Annotated in this window: 19 protein-coding genes; 13 read left to right on the top strand and 6 right to left on the bottom strand. The window is 53.0% G+C overall.

Going from position 1 to position 22,002, the window contains the following annotated elements; translation table 11 throughout:
• The first annotated feature begins 218 nt into the window (after positions 1–218).
• Positions 219–887, top strand: coding sequence for a response regulator transcription factor (locus CHN51_RS00790; RefSeq protein ID WP_164088935.1), 669 nt, complete (start codon positions 219–221; stop codon positions 885–887).
• Here CHN51_RS00790 and CHN51_RS00785 read toward each other — a convergent pair.
• Both CHN51_RS00785 and CHN51_RS00780 read right to left on the bottom strand, forming a co-directional pair.
• The gene (locus tag CHN51_RS00785; protein ID WP_100092323.1) at positions 884–2,653 is read right to left on the bottom strand and encodes a hybrid sensor histidine kinase/response regulator; all 1,770 of its coding nucleotides are present in this window, start codon (positions 2,651–2,653) and stop codon (positions 884–886) included. The two genes, CHN51_RS00790 and CHN51_RS00785, sit on opposite strands and share 4 nt — an antisense overlap.
• The gene (locus CHN51_RS00780) at positions 2,646–3,962 is read right to left on the bottom strand and encodes an MFS transporter (RefSeq protein ID WP_100092322.1); all 1,317 of its coding nucleotides are present in this window, start codon (positions 3,960–3,962) and stop codon (positions 2,646–2,648) included. The genes CHN51_RS00785 and CHN51_RS00780 overlap by 8 nt, the downstream gene beginning before the upstream one ends.
• Before the next feature lie 1,095 nt (positions 3,963–5,057).
• Between CHN51_RS00780 and CHN51_RS00770 the strand changes: the two genes are divergently transcribed.
• The gene (locus CHN51_RS00770) at positions 5,058–6,269 is read left to right on the top strand and encodes a tyrosine-type recombinase/integrase (RefSeq protein ID WP_164088932.1); all 1,212 of its coding nucleotides are present in this window, start codon (positions 5,058–5,060) and stop codon (positions 6,267–6,269) included.
• A gap of 13 nt (positions 6,270–6,282) precedes the next feature.
• Here CHN51_RS00770 and CHN51_RS19450 read toward each other — a convergent pair whose 3' ends face one another.
• Positions 6,283–6,492 (bottom strand): DUF5818 domain-containing protein, encoded by a 210-nt coding sequence (locus tag CHN51_RS19450; RefSeq protein WP_123906201.1) that lies wholly within the window; start codon positions 6,490–6,492, stop codon positions 6,283–6,285.
• A gap of 18 nt (positions 6,493–6,510) precedes the next feature.
• Positions 6,511–7,176 carry a lytic transglycosylase domain-containing protein gene (locus CHN51_RS00765; RefSeq protein WP_240616820.1) on the bottom strand — a complete coding sequence of 222 codons (666 nt, stop codon included), beginning with the start codon at positions 7,174–7,176 and terminating at the stop codon, positions 6,511–6,513.
• Between the two features lie 136 nt (positions 7,177–7,312).
• Between CHN51_RS00765 and CHN51_RS00760 the strand changes: the two genes are divergently transcribed.
• The 3 genes from CHN51_RS00760 (at position 7,313) to CHN51_RS00750 (ending at position 14,693) form a co-directional block, all read left to right on the top strand.
• Positions 7,313–8,221 carry a toprim domain-containing protein gene (locus tag CHN51_RS00760; protein WP_100092320.1) on the top strand — a complete coding sequence of 303 codons (909 nt, stop codon included), beginning with the start codon at positions 7,313–7,315 and terminating at the stop codon, positions 8,219–8,221.
• A 287-nt stretch (positions 8,222–8,508) separates the two neighbouring features.
• Positions 8,509–12,567: a strawberry notch-like NTP hydrolase domain-containing protein gene (locus tag CHN51_RS00755; protein ID WP_240616819.1), complete on the top strand. Its 4,059-nt coding sequence runs from the start codon at positions 8,509–8,511 to the stop codon at positions 12,565–12,567.
• A gap of 146 nt (positions 12,568–12,713) precedes the next feature.
• Positions 12,714–14,693 (top strand): ParB/RepB/Spo0J family partition protein, encoded by a 1,980-nt coding sequence (locus tag CHN51_RS00750; protein WP_100092318.1) that lies wholly within the window; start codon positions 12,714–12,716, stop codon positions 14,691–14,693.
• 89 nt (positions 14,694–14,782) lie between these two features.
• Here the strand turns inward: CHN51_RS00750 and CHN51_RS00745 are convergent, their stop codons facing one another.
• Positions 14,783–15,949, bottom strand: a complete 1,167-nt coding sequence (locus tag CHN51_RS00745; protein WP_100092317.1) for an ATP-binding protein — start codon at positions 15,947–15,949, stop codon at positions 14,783–14,785.
• A 130-nt stretch (positions 15,950–16,079) separates the two neighbouring features.
• Between CHN51_RS00745 and CHN51_RS00740 the strand changes: the two genes are divergently transcribed.
• From CHN51_RS00740 to CHN51_RS00710, 7 genes are all read left to right on the top strand, one after another.
• On the top strand, positions 16,080–17,006 hold the full coding sequence (locus CHN51_RS00740) for a zincin-like metallopeptidase domain-containing protein (RefSeq protein WP_100092316.1): 927 nt from the start codon (positions 16,080–16,082) through the stop codon (positions 17,004–17,006).
• Between the two features lie 64 nt (positions 17,007–17,070).
• Positions 17,071–17,454: an MbcA/ParS/Xre antitoxin family protein gene (locus CHN51_RS00735; protein ID WP_240616818.1), complete on the top strand. Its 384-nt coding sequence runs from the start codon at positions 17,071–17,073 to the stop codon at positions 17,452–17,454.
• Complete coding sequence (locus CHN51_RS00730) at positions 17,426–18,163, top strand: RES family NAD+ phosphorylase (protein WP_100092315.1); 738 nt, start codon at positions 17,426–17,428, stop codon at positions 18,161–18,163. Before CHN51_RS00735 ends, CHN51_RS00730 begins: the two co-directional genes overlap by 29 nt.
• A 245-nt stretch (positions 18,164–18,408) precedes the next feature.
• Entirely contained in the window at positions 18,409–19,365 is a 957-nt protein-coding gene (locus CHN51_RS00725; protein WP_100092314.1) for a DUF2493 domain-containing protein, read from the top strand.
• A 140-nt stretch (positions 19,366–19,505) separates the two neighbouring features.
• Positions 19,506–19,952 (top strand): DUF6878 family protein, encoded by a 447-nt coding sequence (locus CHN51_RS00720; protein WP_100092313.1) that lies wholly within the window; start codon positions 19,506–19,508, stop codon positions 19,950–19,952.
• On the top strand, positions 19,952–20,311 hold the full coding sequence (locus CHN51_RS00715) for a hypothetical protein (RefSeq protein WP_100092312.1): 360 nt from the start codon (positions 19,952–19,954) through the stop codon (positions 20,309–20,311). Before CHN51_RS00720 ends, CHN51_RS00715 begins: the two co-directional genes overlap by 1 nt.
• Before the next feature lie 373 nt (positions 20,312–20,684).
• Complete coding sequence (locus CHN51_RS00710; protein WP_100092311.1) at positions 20,685–21,074, top strand: single-stranded DNA-binding protein; 390 nt, start codon at positions 20,685–20,687, stop codon at positions 21,072–21,074.
• Positions 21,075–21,157: 83 nt separating this feature from the next.
• On the opposite strand, the gene CHN51_RS00705 is transcribed toward CHN51_RS00710, so the two are convergent.
• A complete protein-coding gene (locus CHN51_RS00705; protein WP_100092310.1) occupies positions 21,158–21,403 on the bottom strand; it encodes a DUF6437 family protein in 246 nt (81 codons plus the stop codon).
• Positions 21,404–21,741: 338 nt separating this feature from the next.
• Here CHN51_RS00705 and CHN51_RS00700 point away from each other — a divergent pair, with 338 nt between their 5' ends.
• On the top strand, positions 21,742–21,963 hold the full coding sequence (locus tag CHN51_RS00700) for a hypothetical protein (protein ID WP_089132038.1): 222 nt from the start codon (positions 21,742–21,744) through the stop codon (positions 21,961–21,963).
• Positions 21,964–22,002: the final 39 nt, after the last annotated feature.

Raw genomic sequence — 22,002 nt, 5'->3', positions numbered from 1 at the left:
CGATTCGGATTGGAAACTAGCGTGGAGAAAAGGTCGTCGGTATCGCCCGAAAGGGTGGCTGGAAAAACCCGGGTCATCTGTGGGGGAAAGCCGGCAACTCTGACTGCGGTTCAATATCAGGCTGGACCTCTCGAGTGATGGTGACTATCGCTAGGTCAACCTCACTGCAAACGGAGGTAAAATATTATATTGGTAGAAAACCAACGGGGTTGCGCGAGTTGAATCCAGAGACGAAGGACCTGCTGAAGATCGCGGTAGTCGACGATCACCGTCTGTTTCTGGCCGGCTTCACATTGTTGCTGGAGCAGTTTGACAAACCCTTCGTCGTAACCCCTTTTGAAGAGCCCGTGTCGCTGCTCAAGGCCCTCGATGATGGCGCAAAATTCAATCTGATCATTTGCGATCTGGTCATGCCGAGCATGAACGGCCTCGCTTTTGCGCAGGCCTTGCGCGACCAATGTTCTGTTCCGCTTATGATATTGTCCGGCATCAACACTTATCCGCCAATTTCGGAAATGAAGCAGCTAGGGGTCAGCGGGTTCGTGCACAAATCGGCAGAGGATGCGGTTCTGCTGGCGGCGATACAGACGGTATTGGCGGGGAAAACCAGCTTTCCCGACACAGCAGACTCCCGAGCAGAAGCACAGGTTTCGCAATTTGGTGATGTCACCGAACCTTATGATTTAGAAAGCGTCCCCGTTCTGACCCAACGTCAGGTGGAAGTCCTGCATTTGATTTCCAACGGCGCCTCAAATGCCGAAATCGCAACCAGCCTGGGGATCAGCGCCAATACAGTGAAAAGCCATTTGCGCCAGATTTTCGATTTGCTGCAGGTCAACAAACGCACCGCCTGCGTCCGTGCCGCCCAGGCATTTGGGCTGATCTAGCTTACCGGTATATCGCGCTCCGGCGGTCGAGAAATGACCCGGTCGAGTATGGCCCATATCTCGTCCGGCTCCACCGGCTTGTGAAGAAACTCGATATCGGTTCCGGCTCGCTCGATGTCGATCTTGCCCATCTGTCCGCTCATCAATATTGCCGGCACGATCTGGTTTATTTCTTCCCGGAGCATTTCGATAAGGTCCAGGCCATGCTGGTCATAGTCCAGTTGCTTGTCGATAATCAGCAACGCCGGAATGGCCGATGTTCTGCTCACCAGTTGCACCGCATCTTTTTGAGTGGCTGCGGATATCACCTGGCAGTTCCAGGTCGACAGCAGTTGGGTCATCGATGTCAGGACCGCTAGATCATCGTCGACGACCACCACCAGCGGCGATTGTTCAAACCGCTGGATCGGGGATTGATAGGGACGTTCCGAAACCCGGCCGCTCGTCCTGATCGGAAGTGTGAATCTGAATCGCGTGCCGGTCCCTAGTTTGGAATCCATCGTCATTCTGATGGCCAACAAACTGCAGAGGCGTTTGACGATCGCCAGGCCCAGGCCCAGCCCTTTGGGGGTGTTGCTACCGTTGGCTTCCAGCTGCACATATTCGTCGAATATCCGCTCGAGATCCTTCTCGTGGATACCCGGACCGTTGTCAGAAATCTCTATGATCGCGTGATCTCCGGCATGACGCAGCGAAAATTCGACTTTTCCGCCAGCTGGCACAAATTTCTGGGCATTGGATAATATGTTCCGAATGATGCGGGAGAACAGGACCGGGTCGGTTACCGATTCAATATTTGCAAAATCCGTAACCAGCTCGATTTTGGCATTATTGTCTGAGAGGAATTCTCTCGCCAGTTTTTCGCAAAGATCCGCAATATTCACCGTTGTCGGCTTGGCTATGATCGCGCCGCTGTCGATGCGGGAAACATCGACAATGCCCTGCAACAATTCCTTCTGCGCTCGCCAGCTGTCCTGTACCTGGTCGAGCAACGCGATCTGGTCCGGACGATCCAGTTTATCCCGCAGCGCCTGCATGAAAAATCCTTGCGACTGCAAGGGCTGCGAAAGGTCATGACCGGTTGCTGCCAAAAAGCGCGTCTTCTCTTCGGTCGCTCTCTGAATGGTTCGGTTTTGCTGGATGACTCTCTCGGTCAGTTCCTCTTTCTGTCGTGCTGAAATCGTGTCCCTGGTTTCGATTTCGACCCGTGCGCTCAAAAACATGGCGAAAGCAAAATAGATCATCATCGCGAAGCCGACCAGACCGAATGGTGCGGGCGCGTTGATCATCAGGTAGGCGCTGAACGGCGGAACCGCGAACAAGGCCAACGCGATATATCCGGGTCGATAGGCCGAACTCGGCAATATGCCGCCCAGCGTTATGCTTGACACCAACAAACAGCCGGTGAAGACGGTATATTCCAGCTGGAAATCAGTCTGGTAAATCGCCACGCCCCCCCAGACTATACCCGTCAGAGCGGACACAATCGTATGCCCGACCAGATAAGCGTGGTGGTTTTCCCGGGTTATGCCACCGGGCGCCTTCAGCTTGGCATAGAGAAAGGTAACCACCACCATGGTGGTGCCGCTGGCGAGCCAGAGCGTAGCGGTGTCGGGGCCGCTGACAAAATACATGATCGCGGCGGTATAGGTAATCAGGAACTGGACGATCAGGCAGGAACCGCCGACCCGCTTTTTCAGCATCGTTGCCTGTTCGATCCTGAGCTCGACGAGATCGGCCGCCGATTTTTCGATCAGTTCAGGCAATGGCACTGTCCCGCTTTTGCTCCACTATAAAATCCGGTCCGATTCTTAGCACATATAATGCAGTCAGCCGCAACAAGATCGGCAAGGCCGAATAGAAGAACAGGAAGGTGAGCATCGCATTGGGACCGTCGGCCCCGGTTTTTTCGAAGCCGATATAGCCCAGCACTGGAAAGGCCAGCCCCATCGGCACGATGAAGGACAGTTTGGATACCGAGTTTTTGACCGCAAGATAGAGGCCGCCAAGGCGATTGTTCCCGTCGCGCTCTTTTTCGTAAACAATATCGGCCAGCATGGATGTCGGCATGATCGCATCAGCGCCGAAAGTGCTGCCTATGATCAGGCTGACGATGATCGCGGCCGTCACATCGCCGCGACCGACAAACGGCACTAGGGCGAGTGCTGTCGCGCACAGCAGAATGGCGGTCATCCAGGATGTTCTTTTGCTGTAACGCTTCGATAAATATATCCAGAGCGGCAGGAAAACTGCCGATGAAAATAACAATATGCCAAGGAACAGCCCGACCAGTTCGGTCGCGCCAACGATATGGATAACGTAGAGGACCATCAGGCCGGCGACCAGAGAATTGGCGGTCTGCACGATGAGAAAGCTGCCGAGCAGATAGCGGTAGCGCCGGTCGGACAGTACCGATTTCAAAGCCGCGATGGCGGTTAGTCGCGGGCTTTCGATGGCCCTGACCGGGGTCGGTACGAACGACAGAAACAATATCAGGCCGATGAAGCAGAGCGCGATTATCGACCATGCAATCGCGTTCAGCGCTTCGCCGACGGAATATCCAAGAATGAAAGGCAGCGCTGCAGCCAATACGGCCCCGACCACCTGGAATATCGCTTTCGACCCCGCCAGCAAGGAGCGTTCATCGACATGAGGTGACACTTCCAGTCCGATCGATGAATATGGAACGTCCAATATCGTATAGAATAAAAAATAAAGCCCGCTTGCCAGCAACAGATAAGCGGGACCGACGGCGTCCGGCGGCGCGAGGAACAGATAAACAGCGATGCTGAAGCCCAATACTCCGGCGACCATCCAGGGTTTGCGTGGCCCGTACCGGGAGTGCGTCTCGTCGCTCCAGTGGCCGATCAGCGGATCAGTGAAGATATCCAGAAGCCGGCCCAAGACGAATATTGCGCCGACGAGACCCAATCCAAGGCCCATATCGACGGCATAATAAGTTGGCAAATACATGGCCATTGCCAGACCGCCCATCGCCAACGGCGCGGTCAAAACACCGAAGCAGGTGAGCTGCCATCCATTGAACCTGCGGATATTGTCATCGCTTGTATGCATTGGCCGGATATATTTACCCCTTTCACGACGGAGCCACACCCGCCCGGATATCTGGAACCATCTCGGTCATTTAAAGGAGTGGCGCAACCGCCCTTTTGGGTGATGGTTCAGGATGAAGATATTAGCTGATAGTTTGTCGAGCTGTCCCAACACTGCTATTTCAGATCAAACTGATCATCACACTTTGCATAGGTTAAGCGTCTCTATCGCCTTTTATGTAACGTTCGTTTGCCTTTGGAGCCTCGTGCCATGCCACTTCCTGGGCATCTTGTAACGATCCGCCCGTCTTGCTCACAATCCGCGCCGAGCGCATAATAAACGGCCGGCATTTTGAGTGCGAAGAGCAGCCGGATAAATTTAGATCAGCATATTCTGTGGAACCAGTCGACTATGCTTAGTGTCGCTAAGCGTTCCCCCACGTTCAGTTCCAATGACTGGACCGAAACTCGATTTGTCCCACAAGCGGCGCTATATTCCGGAGCTTCTTTGTAGACAGCCGCGATCATTTTCGGATCAGAGCTTGTCGCTTGATTTGGGTATCTCACTGCGATCATTTCAAGCTCCATATCTAGGCTAGGTGCCATGCGCCTTGCTACGGATTTATCCGGAGTTTTTAGCGTTATACGGAGCATTATAGATAATTTTGCTGGATTTCCCAAACCGACGCGTCGGCGCCACCAGCAGGTTTGGCCGCGCCGATAGACACTCATGTCGGACTGGCCGATGCTGGGAAGCAGGGCGTGTGACTGGAAAATGTGCACATCAAGGTGCACAATTTGGGATTCTGGTTTCTCAACCGCATGTTGGGACGGCCTCAAAGTCGAGGAAAATTGCGGTTTCTGGTTGGGAAAGATAATCAATTGGTCGGGACGAGAGGATTCGAACCTCCGACCCCCACACCCCCAGTTGATAAATGCGTGATATTTACTGGGACGGTTTGGTATGATTTGGGACTATAATTGCAATAAAATCAAAAAGATAGCTTGATTTTGACGTTCCCGTTTTGTACTCATTGATCCCGGTAGATTTCATCATTTTGCACTTACATTGCACTTACAGAAAAAGTGCGTGTGTTGAGATAGAAAGGAAATGGCCGTGCAAACTGCACTTACACAGGCTGTCATAGACCGTGCCAAATTGGCTAAAAGACCTTATGAAATTAGAGATAGCCGTTTGAATGGTTTTCTGGTTCGGGTGCAACCTTCGGGCGTAAAATCATTCTACTGCGAATATGATCGCGGCAAGCGCTGGCGGCTAGGACGCGCAGACTCCATGGCCGTTGGACAAGCAAGAAATCAGGCTAAACGAATCATTTCTCAGTATCATTCCGGTATTGATCCGATGGATGAGAAAAAATCAAACGCCAGAGCAATCACGCTCGGTGAGTTTATCGATCTATTTTTCCAACCTTGGGCTCAATCTCATCAAAAGGCACATGAGCAAAATATCAAGCGGATCCGAACCGTGTTCAAAGATTTTCTGAAAAGTAAAATGGATGATATCAATGTTATTGATCTGGAGCGGTGGAGAGCTAGCCGAATTGCTGTGGGAAACAAAACAACAACCACCAATCGCGACATCGCATCCATAAAAGCAGTCTTTAACCGAGCTGTCGATTTTGAGATCATTGAACAAAATCCAATCGCCAAAGTGAAGAAGGCAAGAGAGGATACCAGGCCGCGTGTTCGCTATCTCAATGATGAAGAACTGAAGTTGCTGCTCGAATCGTTAGATCGCCGCGAGGAACGCAGGTGCGGTGAACGGGACAGTGCAAACCGGTGGCGAAGTGAACGCGGCTATCGCCGACTTCCTGACTTTAAGAAGTGCGCGTTCACAGATCACCTCAAGCCAATGATCATACTTTCGCTGCACACCGGTATGCGGCGAGGGGAGGTATTCGATCTTAAGTGGCAGCATGTCGATTTTACCGTGAGATCAATTGCTGTTGTTGGTGAAACGGCGAAGTCAGGAAAAACGAGACATATTCCCATGAACCGCACTTGCTTGGAAGTTCTTGGCCGTTGGCAGAAACAATGCGCAAAATCATCGGGCAGGGTATTTCAAAATGCTGATGGAATGCGTTTTAACAATGTGAAAAAATCGTGGACAGCAATCTTAGAACAAGCGGGAATTGTCAATTTTCGTTGGCATGACATGCGGCATCATTTTGCGTCCCGCTTGGCTATGGCGGGAGTGGATTTGAACGCTATCAGAGAGCTGTTGGGTCATAGCGATTACGAAATGACTTTGCGCTATGCGCATCTTGCTCCCGAGCATAAGAGAAAAGCTGTTGAACTGCTTGATTAGCAAATTCAATTATTCAATTTTTGACACCAATCCAGTCCACTTCAATCCCGTCAACACCGGATTGAACGCCTTCAATGATCACTTGGGTGCCGTCCTTTGGGGTTTTCACGTCCAAAAAGTTTAACCGCCAAACATTTTCATCTGCGCATTGAAGCAAATAGTGGCGTTCGCCTTTGATGAGTTTACCGGTTAGCCGAAGGCGGTTTGAGTTTGAATGGTTCATGATCAAGTGTTCTCTGTCCTACAGCCCCGATTCTGTCCAGCGCGCAAGGACCTTCTTTACGTAATTCCGTGTTTCCTGGTATCGGGGAATGCCATTGGCTTTCAGCACGGCGTTAGGTCCGGCATTATATGCCGCCAGCGCTAGGTGAATCCCCCCAAACTTATCCAGCATTTGCTTGAGATACCGTGCTCCCCCGTCAATATTGGCGGAAGGATCGAACCGGTTCTCAACCCCAAGGTCTAATGCGGTTCCAGGCATCAACTGCGTAAGACCGCCAGCACCAGCAGAACTAACAGCCATAGGATTGTACCGCGATTCCTGCCAAATTAGAGCGTCGAGCAACCCAAAGGGTAGGGCGTGTTTTTTTTCGGCTGCCCGGATGGAGGTTAGGTAAATAAACCGCCTTGACGAGGCTGATCGGCTTAGTCCTGTAAGCTTTCTTGGTTGTAGATTGGTTTTAGTACCTTCATGATTTGTCGGTGCTCCAGTCACGGGCTTTAGCTGATTTTCCGGTTGCCAAATTCCATGCTGGAACAACCGAAACGTGGGTTTTTCACTTGCGTGTTGATCCAGAGCTTCCCGTTCAGTGGGGGCATTGCTTTCTTGTAAACTCACATCCTGCGCCCATGTCACGCTTGAACACATCGCTATTGTAAGCAGTCCCATTGATAGCTTCTTTGCCAAAATTCATCTCCATCTTGTATCGAATCGGATGAGAACATAAATAGAACATATAGCTGTAGGAAAGTGTTTTCTTACGTGTTGAAGAGGGGAGGCTGCCGGGAAGGGGAGAACTGGCGCAGATGCAAGGAACTCCTCGATGTCCCGTAACGTCCTGACTAATCCCACATCATCCCTCGAGAATACTGCCAGACAGATTTGTGAAAAATTTTCAGGCTATTGGAAAAATGACAAAGGAATGTGCTGCTGCCCGGCACATGATGATAATACGCCGTCGCTTGGTGTCAGTATCGGCCGAAACGCGATTCTCTTTCACTGTTTTGCGGGGTGTCCGCAGAAAGAGGTGCTTGCGGGTTTTGAGCGCCAAGGTGTGCCCGCGCGCAGTCTGTTCAGCGGAAGCTCCATTCCAATTCCCGCAACAAGTCCCAAAGAGATAAAGCCGAGCGCCAATGCACAGCGACTCTGGCGGCAGGCTCAGCGCCTGCAAGGAACTATTGCCCGGACTTATCTCAAAAAGCGCCTGATTAGTATTACTTCTCCAGAATTGCGCTTCCTCGAACGCACGCCGCTTGGTCCCAAGAGCCATGTCCGCTTTCTACCAGCGATGCTGGCATCGGTGCGCACCGATGCGCATATTATGGCCATTCACCGTACATTCCTGCTTCCCGATGGTTCAGGCCAGTCTGATTTCATAAAACCCAAACGCGCACTCGGATCCCTCGGGACCGGGGCTGTGCGCCTTTTTCCACCCAAAGATGGTGTTCTGGGATTGGCAGAAGGCACAGAAAGCGCCATGTCCGCGACGCAGCTGACCGGCATCCCGACCTGGGCAACATTGGGCAATGAGCGCTTTGGGATCGTTACCATCCCGGAAAGCGTGAAGCAGCTTTATCTCTTCGTGGATCATGACGCTGGCGGCGACCTTGCCGAAGCCAAGGCCCGTGAACATTTTCAGATGCCCGGCCGGTCCATTATAGCGCGCCGGCCTAGCCGGCGCGGCGATGACTGGAATAATGAGTTGTTTCGAGCAAACGCAGCTTCCACCTAACCCGGTCCACCTGTGATCCAGAGGAAAGGGGGCTTTTCGCTGTTTGTGCACGAGAAGGCCGTCTGAGGTCTGTCCGTGCCTAACGGAGGAAAACCATCATGACTCTACAAAACGCACAGTTGCAACTTGACGATACACAGGATCTGGCCAGCGAAATAATAATCAAAGCCGCTCACGAAATAGCAGGTCGTCTAGAGACAAGTTCCCAAGTCACACGAAAAGACATTAATGCCATATTCAAGACCTTCACCGGAAGCAGCGACGCGACAGATGGTTGGTCGGTAAAAATGTCCGGCTGCGCTATCGAGCTGGCCGAACTGATGTGGCTTCGTGATCATTCCGGTATTTCACTCCATTCCGATTTTGCTGAAGCCGACAGATGCTTCGCAACTCTGGAGCAAGTTCTTCCGCCACAACATAACCGGCATGATGACCAGATTGCCCTCCAGCAGTTTTCGACCCCCGCCCGGCTTGCCTGGGCTATGGCTTTGGCAGCGGGCACAAAGCCCGAAGATATCGTACTCGAGCCATCCGCGGGAACGGGAATTCTCGCCATCTGGCCGCATCTTGTTGGCGCGAAGCTAATCCTCAATGAGATCGACGGCCTGCGCGGTGCGTGTCTAAACGAGCTGTTTCCGGGCGCTCCGCTCTCCTCACACGATGGCGAGCTGATCGACGAACTGCTTCCACCGCGCCACAATCCAAATCTTGTCATAATGAACCCGCCATTTGCCCGTAGCGCAGAACGGGGCAAAGACTACCGCTCAGCCCTGCGGCACTTGCGCTCTGCCTGGCGGCGTCTGGCGCCAGGCGGACGGCTTGTCGCGATCATGCCCGAAGGCTTTGACGCGACCATATTTGCTAAAAACGATCCTGCTCCCTGCGCTCTGCGTTTGGATGCGCGCATCATGCGATCTTTCGCCCGCCGGGGAACCGGCATCACCGTGCGCCTGGTGGTCTTCGATAAATTTGTTTCCGAGCAATGCGTAACACCAATCGACATCGCTGATTTTGAGGGTTTGTACAGAGCCTGCTGTGCTTTGCCCGCTCGCGCTACCTCCAAACCAACGGCGCAAACTTCCAGGTCCAATGCAAAGCCATTCGCGCTGGTATCGAACGATCGTTCGAAACGCCCTGTCGCGCCAGTTTCCAAATCCTCTCCAGACTCGCAAATATCCGAAAAACTCATCTTTGAAGTTCTCGGCGATGCGGCACCAACGCCGGAGCAAAAAGGCATTTATCTAGCCTATCGGCCAAGCCGGATATCAATCGCCAATGCTCCCGTTCACCCGACACCGCTGGTGGAATCGGTAGCGATGGGGTCTGTTGCTGCGCCAGTCCCGCAGCACCAGCCATTGGTTCCGGCAGACTGGCGGGAGAAACAGCTTCTTTCCGATGCACAATGCGAAACGCTTATTTATGCAGTAAACGCCTTCGCCCGCGATTTGCCCGGTACTTACAGGCCAATCAACAAAGGCTCTGGGCTGGAACCGTCCGAAGAGGGTTTCTGTTATCGGACTGGCTTCTTCCTAGGTGATGGAACTGGCGCGGGGAAGGGCCGAGAGATTGCTAGTGTCATCATGGACCGGTGGCTGCAGGGTCATTGCCGTCATATCTGGATTACCAAAAACGAGACCTTGCTTGAGGACGCCCGCCGGGACTGGTCCGCGCTCGGCGGCTTGCCGCTTGATATCCAGTCGCTTTCGAGCTGGAAGCTGGGAAGGCCGATTTCAATGTCAGGCGGGATTTTATTTGTCACCTATCCAACGCTGCGCTCGGGCAGGATGGATACGACTAGACTTGCTCAAATATTGGAATGGGCAGGGCAGGAATTTGATGGCGTCATAGCCTTTGATGAAGCTCATGCGATGGCGGGTGCGCTGGGGGGAACGGGAAGCCGCGGCAAAGTCAAAGGATCCGAACAGGGCATTGCAGGTCTGCGTCTTCAAAATCTTCTGCCCAGCGCGCGAGTATTATATGCATCAGCAACCGGCGCATCTGATATTGCCAACCTTGGTTATGCGGCGCGTCTTGGATTGTGGGGACCGGAAACCGCCTTTCCCAATTATGACACGTTCCTCACCGATATCCGAGCGGGCGGTATTTCTGCGATGGAACTGGTCGTGCGCGACCTTAAATCCCAAGGTCTCTATCTGGCCCGCGCCTTGTCCTTCGCGGGCGTTGAATATGAGCTTCTCGAACATGAACTGACCAAGGAACAAATATCGGTTTACGATAGTTATGCCGGGGCTTGGGCGATTATTCACAAGAATCTCGAGGCGGCCCTTGAAGCCACGCGGATCGTTGATGAGGATAGCGGCGATACGCTTAACCGAAATGCAAAAGCAGCGGCGCTTTCGATATTCGAGGGTACCAAGCAGCGTTTCTTCGCGCAGCTGCTGCTATCGATGAAACTTCCCAGCCTGCTCCCGGCGATCGAACAGGCATTGGAAGAGGGACATTCCGCCGTTGTGCAGCTTGTCTCGACCGCCGAGGCAATGCTCAACCGCAGACTTGCCGATCTCAGTGCTGAAGAACGCGAGCAGCTTGATATCGACCTGTCCCCGCGCGAATATGTCATTGATTATCTGGCCAAAAGTTTTCCGGTCCGTTTGATGCAGGTGTTCCTCGATGATGACGGCAACTTGCGATCAGAGCCTATGTCCACTTCGGAAGGCCATCCAGTCCTCTGCCCGCGCGCCGTTCAGGCAAGAGACGCGATGATCGAAAAGCTGTGCGCGCTTCCGCCCATTTGGGCGGCGCTTGATGCGGTAATCGAACGTTTTGGAACAGATCATGTTGCCGAAGTGACGGGCCGGACCCGCAGGCTTGTAAATGGCAGCGACGGACGTCAACGTCTCGAACGCCGCACGGCGCGGTCGAATTTAATCGAAGCTCAGAGCTTTATGGACGGCGAGAAGCGCGTGCTTATATTTTCTGACGCAGGCGGGACAGGCCGGTCCTATCATGCCGATCTGGACGTACAAAACCAGCAGCGGCGCGTGCATTTCTTGCTCGAGCCGGGCTGGCGGGCCGACAATGCCATACAGGGTTTGGGCCGCACCAATCGTACCAACCAGGCATCCGCGCCGCTCTTTCGGCCCGTAACCACTGATGTCAAAGGTGAACGGCGTTTTATCTCCACCATCGCCCGGCGCCTCGACAGCCTTGGCGCTTTGACTCGCGGCCAAAGACAAACAGGCGGTCAAAACCTGTTTAACCCGGCTGATAATCTTGAAAGCGAATATGCTCGCGACGCGCTCACTAGCTGGTTCCACCTGCTTTATGCAGGTAAATTGGATGCCGTATCACTGGACCGCTTTCAGGATGTCACGGGCCTTAAGCTTGAAACACCCGATGGTGATCTGGCTGAAAAACTGCCAACCATCCAGCGCTGGCTAAACCGGATATTGGCGCTGCCCATCGCTCTGCAGAATGCAATATTTGATGAATATCTGTCGCTGATCGAAGCCCGCGTCGAAGCGGCGCGTGAAGCGGGAACTTTGGATATGGGCGTTGAAACCATTGCGGTTGATACATTTGAAATTATGTCAGACAAGCTTCTGCGAACGGATGGTATTTCTGGCGCAACCACGCATCTTGTGACCTTGGAAACACAGCGCCCGCTTAAACCGCTCCGTTTCAAGCGACTGTACCAACTATATGATTTCAGCTTGCCAAATATCCATCTGCTGCAAAACGCGCGCTCGGGCGGTGTCGCCTTATCTATTCCGACCCGGCGTATGATCACCGATGAGGGAGAGACAATCGAACGCCGCCGCCTGATCAGGCCGCTAAAATCGGTAAATTGGACACTCGAAGCTTTGTCGGAAAGCCTTTGGGAGCAGGTCGATTTCAAAAGCTTCCGAAAAGGCTGGATGGATGAGGAAGAACAAGCGGCGATGGAAACGGCCCATGAACGCGTACATCTCGCCACCGGATTACTGCTGCCAGTCTGGAATAAAATCCCCGGAGAGTTTGTTCGTGTCACCCGCATTGCAGCGAGCGACGGGCGTTCGATCATTGGCCGCGAAATTTCCGAACTCGATATGGCTGATCTCGCACGGGCCTTTGGTCTCGACATGAACCAGACTATCAATCCCTCCCGGATTGCAGAAATGGTGATGCAAAGCGGCAAGCCGTTTTCAGTTCAAAGCCATGATGACCTTATGGCCAAACGCTCACTGGTCAATGGCAGCCAGCGACTGGAACTGACGGGCTTTTCAGCCGAGCGGCTCGTCTGGTATAAATCCAAAGGCTGTTTCACCGAGATTATCCGCTACCGCACGCGTCTATTCGTGCCGGTCAATGAAGCAGCGCAGATACTGGAAAAACTGACTGCCTAAGCGCTTCCGCTCTCCCTCAATCTCAAACCACCAGAAAGCGAACGCGTGATCCCTAAAAATGAGAGGGGAGGAGGCTTGGCTCTTTTGAACCCGGTTTTGGCGATGGTCGCCGAAAAACGTTGGTTCGATCAATCAGGAGTTAAAAAATGTTCAAATCCATTCCACTTAACAAGCTTGTAGAATCCAGGAAAAACGTCCGCAAGCGGTCTGATCCCGTAGCCGATGCATGGCTGAAGGCGGACATTGCAGCGCGAGGATTGTTACAAAACCTCGTCGTTAACGCGATTGCGCGCGGCAAATTTGAGGTCACAGCAGGTGGTCGGCGTCTCAAACAGTTGAAGGCACTTGCCAAGGATAAGGCGATTAAGAAGACCGAGCCGATTACGTGCTTGGTCAAAAACGGCGAGGCGCATGAAATCCGAGAAATCAGTCTGGCCGAAAATTTCCAGCGCGTAAAACTCAACCCAGCCGATGAAGCCGAAGCGTTTCAGGATATTGTGAATGAGGGCGCAAGTGTCGAAGACGTCGCCATTCGCTTTGGTCAGACGGTTCGCTTTGTCGAAGGGCGTTTGCGGCTCGCCAAACTTGCACCAGTGGTTTTTGAGGCGTTGGCAAGCGGTGACATCACGCTTGATATTGCAAAAGCTTACGGCGCGACCTCGGATGTCGAACGTCAGGCCCAGGTGTTCGAGGAAGTCTCTGGAGGATATTACAGCGTAAATTCCGACAGCATCCGGCGCATGGTTCTGGACGCCAGTGTCCAGGCCAGCGATCCCCGCGCCGTTCTGGTCGGACGCGATGCTTATCTCGAGGCAGGCGGCAAGATCGACCGGGAGCTCTTCGATGATGATGAAACTGAAAGCTGGGTTGACGTTGCTCTTCTTGAACGTCTCGCTGCTGAGAAAATGGAATGGCGATCCGACGAGATCAAAGATCAGCATGGTCTTGCTTGGGTAAAGCCGACGCTCGACTGTTATGTCTCGCATGAACTTGTCGAAGGCTTGAACCGGCTTCCTACCGAGCTTGAACCGCTTAGCGAGGAGGCAATCGCGCGTCTGTCTGAATTGGAAATCGAATATGACGGCGAAGCTGTCATCCTCGAAAATGAAGACAGCAGCGAAGATGACGTTTTCGCAGCCGAGAAACGCGTGTCGGAAATCGAACAGGAAATGCGCTCGCTGGATGATCGCAAACCAGTTCTGGCCGATGCGCTTCGCAGCGAAGCAGGCGCTTTTCTGGCACTTGGTAACGACGGGATACCGACATTGGTTCCGCAATATTATACGGACAAGGTTGATGTCGAGCATGAAGATGAAGGCGTTGAACTAGTCGAGGAAGGCGAGGCCGCCCAACCCAAGCGCACGGCGCTTTCCAAACGCCTTGTCGATGAACTGGCGATGCAGCGGCGCGATATTTTGTCGCTTCATGTGGCAAGCGATCCGGCGCTCGCGCTCGATTTTATGATCTTTACGCTTGCGGATAGCGACAGCCATGACTGGCGGGCACAGGAGGCATCGACGCTGAAAGGCCCTGTTGCAAATGGTCCGGCGCATAATTTCGAGGCAAAGGATGCACCGGCAAGTGCAAGCCTAGCGGAATTGCGCGGATCGCTGGATGAAAGTTGGAAAGCTAGCACTACCGATGTCGAGCGTTTCGTGGCATTTCGGGAGCTCAGCGATGACGCGCGCAGCGCGTGGCTCGGCCATGTTGTCTCGCGAACGCTGATTGCGAGCCTGAATGTTGAAGGCGACCGGCAAGTGCCGCTGCATGATTATCTCGGACGCGTGCTGGAAATCGATATGGCAGCTTGGTGGCGCCCGACTGCGGCCAATTATTTTGACCGTGTACCCAAGGCCAAAACGCTTGGCGGCATGCAAGAGGTTGGCGGTCTGGAACTTTCAAACCGCTACGGCGCATCCAAAAAGGCCGATCTTGCAGCAACGGCCGAACGCATCTTCTCCGGAAACTTCATTGCAGAGGCCGAGGTCAAGCAGCAAGCTGCGCGTTGGGTTCCTGACGCGATGCGCTTTGCTGATCCGCTAGCGGTTGATGAAGTTTTCGAAGATGATGTTTCGGAACACGAGGTATCGGAAGATGTACCTGAGATAGCTGATAAGGCTGCCTGATCCTCCTCCTGACAGGTGGTCTTTTGGCTGAAGCGGCTTGCCTTTCGAGGCAAGCCGCTTCTTTTTGTGTAAATCATAATAGTTGGGGATTATCGGATTGCGGCCAGTTGACGGGCTACTTCCGGAAGTGATCCAATTTCAATATCCTCGGAATGGGGATAGCTTTCGGAACCTGGATATATGACAAGCTTGCGATCCGGACGTATGTCGTCGCAGGCGTTGTAAAAGCCTCTTTCCAATTTTGGCGTCAAGCTTCGCTTGATCTCAATCGCCCATCGTTTGCCTGTGGGCAGCGTCAAAAGGAGATCGATTTCCGCTCCTGCCGATGTCCTGTAAAAATTAGCCAGCGTAGCTTCGGGTGCGGCAGCGATCAGGCTTTCGATGACAAATCCTTCCCAGCTCGCTCCGGCGACCGGGTGACCAAGCAGGGCTTCGAGATTGTCTATTCCCAGTAGCGCGTGAACAATGCCGCTATCACGTACATAAACACGCGGAGATTTGACCAGTCTTTTGCCGGTATTATTGTGCCAGGGTTCAAGACGACGAACGAGCAACAGATCAACCATCAAGTCGAGATAGGATGCAACCGTTTTTCCATCGACTCCCAATGACCTTGCGAAGTCGGCAGCATTTAACAGGCCGGACTGATGATGCGCGAGCATGACCCAGAAACGCCTTAGTGTCTCAGCGGCAATTCTCGGCCCCAGTTGCGGGATGTCACGCTCCAGATAACTTCGGACAAAATCCCTGCGCCAGCGCAGGCTCGTCTGATTGTTTTTGGCAAGATAACTGTCCGGGAATCCGCCCCTTACCCAAAGTGCGTTCAAATCATCCGGATTAACTTCCAGCGGGTCAAGTGGACGCATTTCCAGATAGGAAATACGGCCGGCCAGGCTTTCACCCGACTGGCGCATCAGATCCAGAGATGCTGACCCTAACAGGAGGAACCGGCCTGTGCGCCTTCCTTTTTTACGTCCTTTGTCAATCAATCCGCGCAAGTTTTGGAAAAGATCCGGAACACGGTGAACTTCGTCGAGGATTACAAGCTTGTCTTCATGATTGCCGAGATAAAGCTCCGGTTCTCTTAATCGGGACCGGTCAGCATCCGATTCCAGATCGAGATAGAGGGAAGGACCGCTTTCACCAATTTCTTGCGCAAGCGTCGTTTTGCCCACCTGACGCGGCCCAAGCAAGGCTACCGCTGGACTTTCATCCAGTCTTTCGAGCAAAATATCGTGGATTCGGCGGTTAATCATCCTTGCATTTATGGAGTACAGTTCCAGAATTGCAAGTTATATTGATAGTCTGACTTCCTGATGAGAGAGGAGAGGGGGCTTGGGCCTGTCTGATCCGGCAATTTTGCTGGATATATTCAGGAGAATACACATGCCCAAAAGATCATATCGCTCACCGAAGATATCGCCAGCCGCAAGGATCACCGCCGCGATCATTGAAAAACTGGAAGCTGGAACAAAACCCTGGATCCAGCCTTGGAGAGGACTTCCAGTCTCACGGCCCTTGCGCAGTTGCGGTACGCCCTATCGCGGAATGAATGTATTCTGGCTCTGGATGATGGCTCAGGAAAGTGGCTTTAATTCTCCTTACTGGATGACTTACCGGCAATGCGCATCGCTTGGCGGTCAGGTTCGCAAGGGCGAAAAATCGTCCATCGCCATATTCTACAAAAGCTATACCAAAGAAGTCGAAGCTGCGGATCATGGTGAAGCGCAGGAGGAAACCCGCCGCGTGCTCAAATCCTATGCTATATTCAATGCCGATCAATGCGACGGTCTGCCCGAACGCTACCATCCCACGGCTGAAGTATTGGATATCGAACCGGAGGGACGAGCGGAAGAGTTGGATCAATTCTTTGCGCGAATTGGTGCCAATACCCGCGAGCATGGCAGCAGCGCCTACTATGAACCGGTAGCTGACCGTATTACGATGCCGCCCATCAGTCTGTTTGATGGCTATGACCAATTTTGTGCGACCCTTTCTCATGAACTTGGTCACTGGTCAGGCCATAAGTCGCGCCTGAATCGTGATCTCAAGAACCGTTTTGGCAGTGCTGCTTATGCCGCCGAAGAGCTGGTAGCAGAGCTTTCCAGTGCCATATTGGGCGCGGAGCTTGGCCTTCCGGTCGGACATCTGGATAATCATGCAAGCTATATCGCCAGTTGGCTAAAGCTGCTCAAAAAGGATGATCGCGCTATACTGACAGCGGCGGCGCGCGCGGAAGAGGCGTCAAATCTGCTGTTGAGCCTTGGCGGTTATGTGCAACAAGAGTCTGGTGAATTATCCGATGCCGCATGATTGAGCAAAAAACTTGCAATCTTGCAAATGAAAGATTATTGTAAAATACATTCATTAGAAAGAAATGAAAATGACTAAACGGGCACTCAAAATAGAACGGAGCGATGATAGGTTGCTAAGTTCTGCAATTGGTAGAATTGCAAAATTCTGGAACCTGAGCAATGTCAAATTAAGTGCGGTGCTGGGCCTGTCGGAAGCAACCATTTCCCGGCTTCGTTCGGGAAAAACATTTCTGGATCCTGCATCCAAATCTTTTGAAGCTGGGCAGTTTCTCCTGCGGCTGTTCCGCAGTCTGGACGCGCTTATGGGCAGTGATGATGATGCAGCCAAATCCTGGCTGACATCGCATAACCTTGATCTCGAGGCGCGGCCGATTGATCTCATCGACAGTTTCAAGGGACTTTTGACGGTATGTGACTATGTGGACGCCCACCGCGCTCGCGTCTGAATTTCGCCGCTACCGCAAAACCGTTTGGCGGGTGGTCGAAGCGCAGCACCGTATATCGACCAATCGCTTGGCGGAAACCTTCGAAGATCAGGCACGCCTTGAAGAGCTTGCCGAAGCAGCAAAACCCGACCTTCCGAAGTCTGCTCAGGGTCTGCATTATCTTCTCGCTTCACCCTTTCGATACGGTCATAAAAGTCTGAGCCGGTTCCGGCGGGCGAATGAGCGTCCCGGCATTTTCTATGCCAGTGAGGCCGAAGCCACAGCGATTGCAGAGACTGCCTATTGGCGACTGCGTTTTTTCAGCCGATCACCGGATTTTGTGCCGGGGAACCGGACCAGCGAGCATCTGAGTTTTTCCGTTGCTGTTTCGACCTTACGCGCGGTTGATCTTTCCAGGCCGCCATTTGACGCGCAAGCATCAGACTGGGTGCATCCCAACGAATACAAAACCTGTCAGGAATTTGCTGATGTAGCTCGCAAAGCAGATGCGCAGCTTATTCGCACAGTCTCGGTGCGAGATCCGGATGCTGGATATAATAGCGCGATATTTGACCCGTCCATATTCGCCGGGAAGACACCGGATTATCGCCAGACCTGGCATTTCCGTTTTGAGCAGGGGCGACTGAACGCCATTGCGGCTTTTCCGGGCGGGGGAAGCTACGCCTTTGAACCGAAGATTTTCGGACTACCAAGTTCGCCTGGACACTGATCCCATAATCTCCTGATGGTAGACTGAGCATCCAGCCGTTTTTTCTCCCCGCAAGAGAGGCCCTGGACCATCAGGGCTTTGACGCAACCCCGCGAGGACTGCGGCCCGTGTGGCCCGCGCCAGCCTTGTCTCGCGAGGTTCCCCGCTTGGGCAAGCGGTGCGTCATGCGCCCTGACGTTCCTTTCGGGCTCTTGCGGGATAAAGCGGCAAGGTGCCGAACATCTCCCGCATATCAGGAGAACATCATGGACAATTTATTCAAACAGCAACTTGCTGGTCTTGACCTTTCCGGTCTCACGATCAGCAGTTCCCCATTTATATCATCGGATTTTCCAGCTCAGGATGCTATCTCGCAGACACTTGCAGCTGTTTGGTCGGATTTATTCGCTGTCTTTACCGATACCGCTCTTGAAGCCGACGTTGAAGATCTCGGATGGGGCTTCGTCAATCTCTTCCACCGCGCTGCGCAGCGTAAATCAAAGCAGCTTGACCGTGCATCGGATGAGGTCCGGGCACTCATCGCATCTGCTGATGGATCGGAAGTTCATACCAGCAACCTGGAAGAGCAGATAGAACGCGCGCAAGCCGCAGAAGCCTCCATGGTCGCCTTTGAAGAAATGCGCGAGGTTGCAGCAGCGCTCTATCTCGATGAAACGCACAGCTCCTGGAAACCAGTTTCCAGTTCCCGCGCCAGCCACGGGGGGATGCTGACCTCTGCCGTCATTCAGGGGCGGGATTTTCTCAAAGCTCGCAGCCAGTCCAGACGCAAAGCGCTGATGCCCGAGGGTGCGCCAATAATCTTTGCTGGTGGCCGCAACAAGCAAGACAGTACTGAAGATGCGAAGACTTTTGCCAACAATGTCTGGGCCACGCTCGACAAGGTGCATAATTCCGTTGGTGACATGGTGTTGGTCCATGGCGGAGATGGCAAGGGTGCCGACCGTTTAGCTGCCTCTTGGGCTGAGCGTCGCGGCGTTGCGCAGCTTACCTTTTCGCTGGATCGCCATTTGGGCGCACGAGCAGGCTTCAAACGCAATGAACAGATGCTGGGGCTCGCTCCTCGCTACGTCATTGCATTTCCCGGGAATGGCGTATTGGAACGTTTGGTCATCGAAGCCAAGAGACGGCGTATCACGGTCGTTGATCGGCGCGGGCCTCTTGGCGTCAGTCCCAAGACAAAGCCAGCCGATACAGGCAGCTAGGCTGTCCGAGTCAGCACCGCTTTGGCGGCGCTGACTTTTCTCGCTGAGAGGAAAGGAGGCTCGGGTTTCCCTGAGCCGGACACACGGTGTGATCGGCTGAAACAGAACCGGAGGTATTTATCATGGAAACGAGGGAATGGATGACGGACTATTTCGACAAACAGAAAACCCGCAATGCGCGTTTGATCCAGTCTTTTCAGCGCAACAAGTCAGCTATTCTTGATGGGCTGCGAGAAGCAAATGTAGCGAGCGTTGAGCTCAACTATGACGGTATGGGCGATAGTGGTTGTCTGGAAGGTGCTACCTATTATTCGAACGATAACAAACCAATCGACTGTTCCGATACCAAAGTTGCAATTGAAATTTTTGAGATTGGTTCGACCATGATCATGCGTAAATCCATGCCACTGGCAGAAGCGCTTGAAACTCTCGCTTATGATGCGCTGGAAGTTCATCATCCGGGATGGGAAATCAATGAAGGAGCCTATGGCATCTTCAGGATCGAGGTTGAAGAGGGTACGATGGCACTGTGCTGTAGTCTTCGGAGCACCGACTATACCGAAACAGAAATCGGCGGAGAGGAATAATGTCGCATTGTCATTATCATGCGCTTTCTTCGGTCCGTAAATGGGGCGGGGAGGCAAGCGATTATCTGCCCCTGCAACAATGGTTTGATAAATCGAAGGAAATATTGGCGGACCCGCGTCACCGGGCGCTCCGGCATCATGCCGAAGGTATATTCATGCTGGAATCACTCTTCGGTACGACCATTGTTAACGCCGATGGCCGCGAGGTTCCTGTCCGCCTGATCGGCGAACAGCATGTCATGGAAGATTTGGGAACCATCCCCTCGTTTGCGGATTGGGCGCGGCTGATCGAACCACAGGCCTGGATGATGCGAGGGCAACCAAAGCTCGTCGCCGTTGAAGCGAATATGGCGGCGTAAGGCTTTTTCACGCGCAGCCTGTTCCGTACTACGTGTGCCGGTGTTGCAGGCGGGTTCCCAATATATAACCACTAAGCCAGCCGTTAAACATGCTTGCTTCAATCGTGATTGACGGATCCAAAACACGCGCTGTCAGCGTCTCCTGAAGATCAAATCAACCGTGACCAATTCGGCTTTTTCGCGAACCTTCCTGAACCAGGTCAGCCGCATTGCAACCAGCTTTGTTACCGGCCGTGTTGCACCTTTCAGGTGCTGCCCGCACCACCCGGACAAAGCTGGTTTCCCTTCGGTGCAATCCCGCTTCTCCCTGTTTCTAACGGATGTTCGCAAGCCGGAATGGTCCGGTTTGAAGATTAATATCAGGAGAATAACAATGACAAATATCGTAGTTTTGGTTGGACGTGTCACTCGCGATCCAGAAAGCCGGGAAACAAACGGTGGTACAACGGTTACAAATCTTTCGGTCGTAACCGATCGGCCAGCCCGCAACAGTGAAGGCAAGACCTACAAGGATGAAAAAGGCTTTACGGTCAAAGATGCAGAATTCCACCGTATCACTTGCTTCAACGGTCTTGGCAAAAACGTTGCCCAATATTGTACCAAGGGCCAGATGGTTTCGATCGAAGGGCGCCTGCATTATACGCAATGGGAAGATGCCGATAAAATCAAACGCTATGGCTGCGAAATTCTTGCCGATAAGGTGGATTTTCTCACCCGCGGTGCTTCCCAGGATAACAAGGATGCACCCGATATCGGTGAATAATCCTTGATCTTCATGCTTAATCAATCAGGCCTCGCCGGTTTCCCGGCGGGGCCTTTTTTATGTTCACATGCGTGTTTAGGGAGTTAGCGCGCTGAAGTAGAATTTCCAATTTTGAGTGTGGCTAGCGCCTGCTCTTCGTTCATTTTTCCAAGAACTGTTCCCATGCGCTTGAGACTTTTTGCGCTGAACGTTTCGACGCCGGTTCCCAAGAACATCCGTCCAAGTTCGATTGCCGCTTTGGTCTCCAGCTCTTGCTGTTTTGTGTCGAGTTTTGCGCGTTCGCTTTCAAGCTTTTTGAGCGCTGCCAGCGCACCTGTTTTTCTGGTCATGAGATTTCCTTTTTCTCAGTGTTGACCCCTTGAAACTCCGTAATTGCATATTGTCCCACCTGTAGGAAAATGATTTTTGCGAATGTAATCTGGATGTGGAATACGAATTTGGGGAGGGGTTGCTCACTTGAAGTCCAAGTATGATGCGCGAAGGGCCACCGCGTAAAGGACGACGGGGCCCCACCATTTTACCGCTCCGGCGGCTGGGCCGCCTTACGCGATAAAATCGTTTCCCCCATCGCCGCTTCGCGGCCGCCTGTTCCAGCCGGTCCTGTGACCCGGTAACCCTTCACGCATCACGAGACTTGTCGTCATTTTGACAAATTTCAGGAGGTAGTATGACACAGGTTATAGATACGGTATTTGATGCACAAAGCTATTTTGCGGCAGTAGAAACAGCGGAACGGAGGGCTCTACACAGCTTCTTTGATCAGCATGTCGTTGAGGACGACGACCAGGGTTATGTAGCACTGGATGAAGGAGATTATAACGCGCTACCGACATGGGCAATGAACCGGGTTGTCCATACTGTCCATGGGGCGCTGCTGGATGAATTCTAAGGACGGCACACAGGGCAGGGGCCGGAAACGGTCTCTGCC

This window comes from Sphingorhabdus sp. YGSMI21 (genome assembly GCF_002776575.1).
In the GTDB taxonomy this organism is placed as follows: domain Bacteria; phylum Pseudomonadota; class Alphaproteobacteria; order Sphingomonadales; family Sphingomonadaceae; genus Parasphingorhabdus.
Note: the sequence above shows the minus strand (reverse complement) of the source record. Positions and strands in the feature narration are given on the sequence as shown.

What these genes read in the sequence shown, in the direction of transcription:
- CHN51_RS00700 (WP_089132038.1), top strand. Translation starts at nt 21,742, where the DNA reads ATGACACAGGTTATAGATACGGTATTTGATGCACAAAGCTATTTTGCG.
- CHN51_RS19450 (WP_123906201.1), bottom strand. Translation starts at nt 6,492, where the DNA reads ATGAACCATTCAAACTCAAACCGCCTTCGGCTAACCGGTAAACTCATC.
- CHN51_RS00730 (WP_100092315.1), top strand. Translation starts at nt 17,426, where the DNA reads ATGTGGACGCCCACCGCGCTCGCGTCTGAATTTCGCCGCTACCGCAAA.
- CHN51_RS00710 (WP_100092311.1), top strand. Translation starts at nt 20,685, where the DNA reads ATGACAAATATCGTAGTTTTGGTTGGACGTGTCACTCGCGATCCAGAA.
- CHN51_RS00705 (WP_100092310.1), bottom strand. Translation starts at nt 21,403, where the DNA reads ATGACCAGAAAAACAGGTGCGCTGGCAGCGCTCAAAAAGCTTGAAAGC.
- CHN51_RS00760 (WP_100092320.1), top strand. Translation starts at nt 7,313, where the DNA reads ATGTCCCGTAACGTCCTGACTAATCCCACATCATCCCTCGAGAATACT.
- CHN51_RS00715 (WP_100092312.1), top strand. Translation starts at nt 19,952, where the DNA reads ATGTCGCATTGTCATTATCATGCGCTTTCTTCGGTCCGTAAATGGGGC.
- CHN51_RS00725 (WP_100092314.1), top strand. Translation starts at nt 18,409, where the DNA reads ATGGACAATTTATTCAAACAGCAACTTGCTGGTCTTGACCTTTCCGGT.
- CHN51_RS00780 (WP_100092322.1), bottom strand. Translation starts at nt 3,962, where the DNA reads ATGCATACAAGCGATGACAATATCCGCAGGTTCAATGGATGGCAGCTC.
- CHN51_RS00740 (WP_100092316.1), top strand. Translation starts at nt 16,080, where the DNA reads ATGCCCAAAAGATCATATCGCTCACCGAAGATATCGCCAGCCGCAAGG.
- CHN51_RS00755 (WP_240616819.1), top strand. Translation starts at nt 8,509, where the DNA reads ATGTCCGGCTGCGCTATCGAGCTGGCCGAACTGATGTGGCTTCGTGAT.
- CHN51_RS00735 (WP_240616818.1), top strand. Translation starts at nt 17,071, where the DNA reads ATGAAAATGACTAAACGGGCACTCAAAATAGAACGGAGCGATGATAGG.
- CHN51_RS00750 (WP_100092318.1), top strand. Translation starts at nt 12,714, where the DNA reads ATGTTCAAATCCATTCCACTTAACAAGCTTGTAGAATCCAGGAAAAAC.
- CHN51_RS00720 (WP_100092313.1), top strand. Translation starts at nt 19,506, where the DNA reads ATGACGGACTATTTCGACAAACAGAAAACCCGCAATGCGCGTTTGATC.
- CHN51_RS00745 (WP_100092317.1), bottom strand. Translation starts at nt 15,949, where the DNA reads ATGATTAACCGCCGAATCCACGATATTTTGCTCGAAAGACTGGATGAA.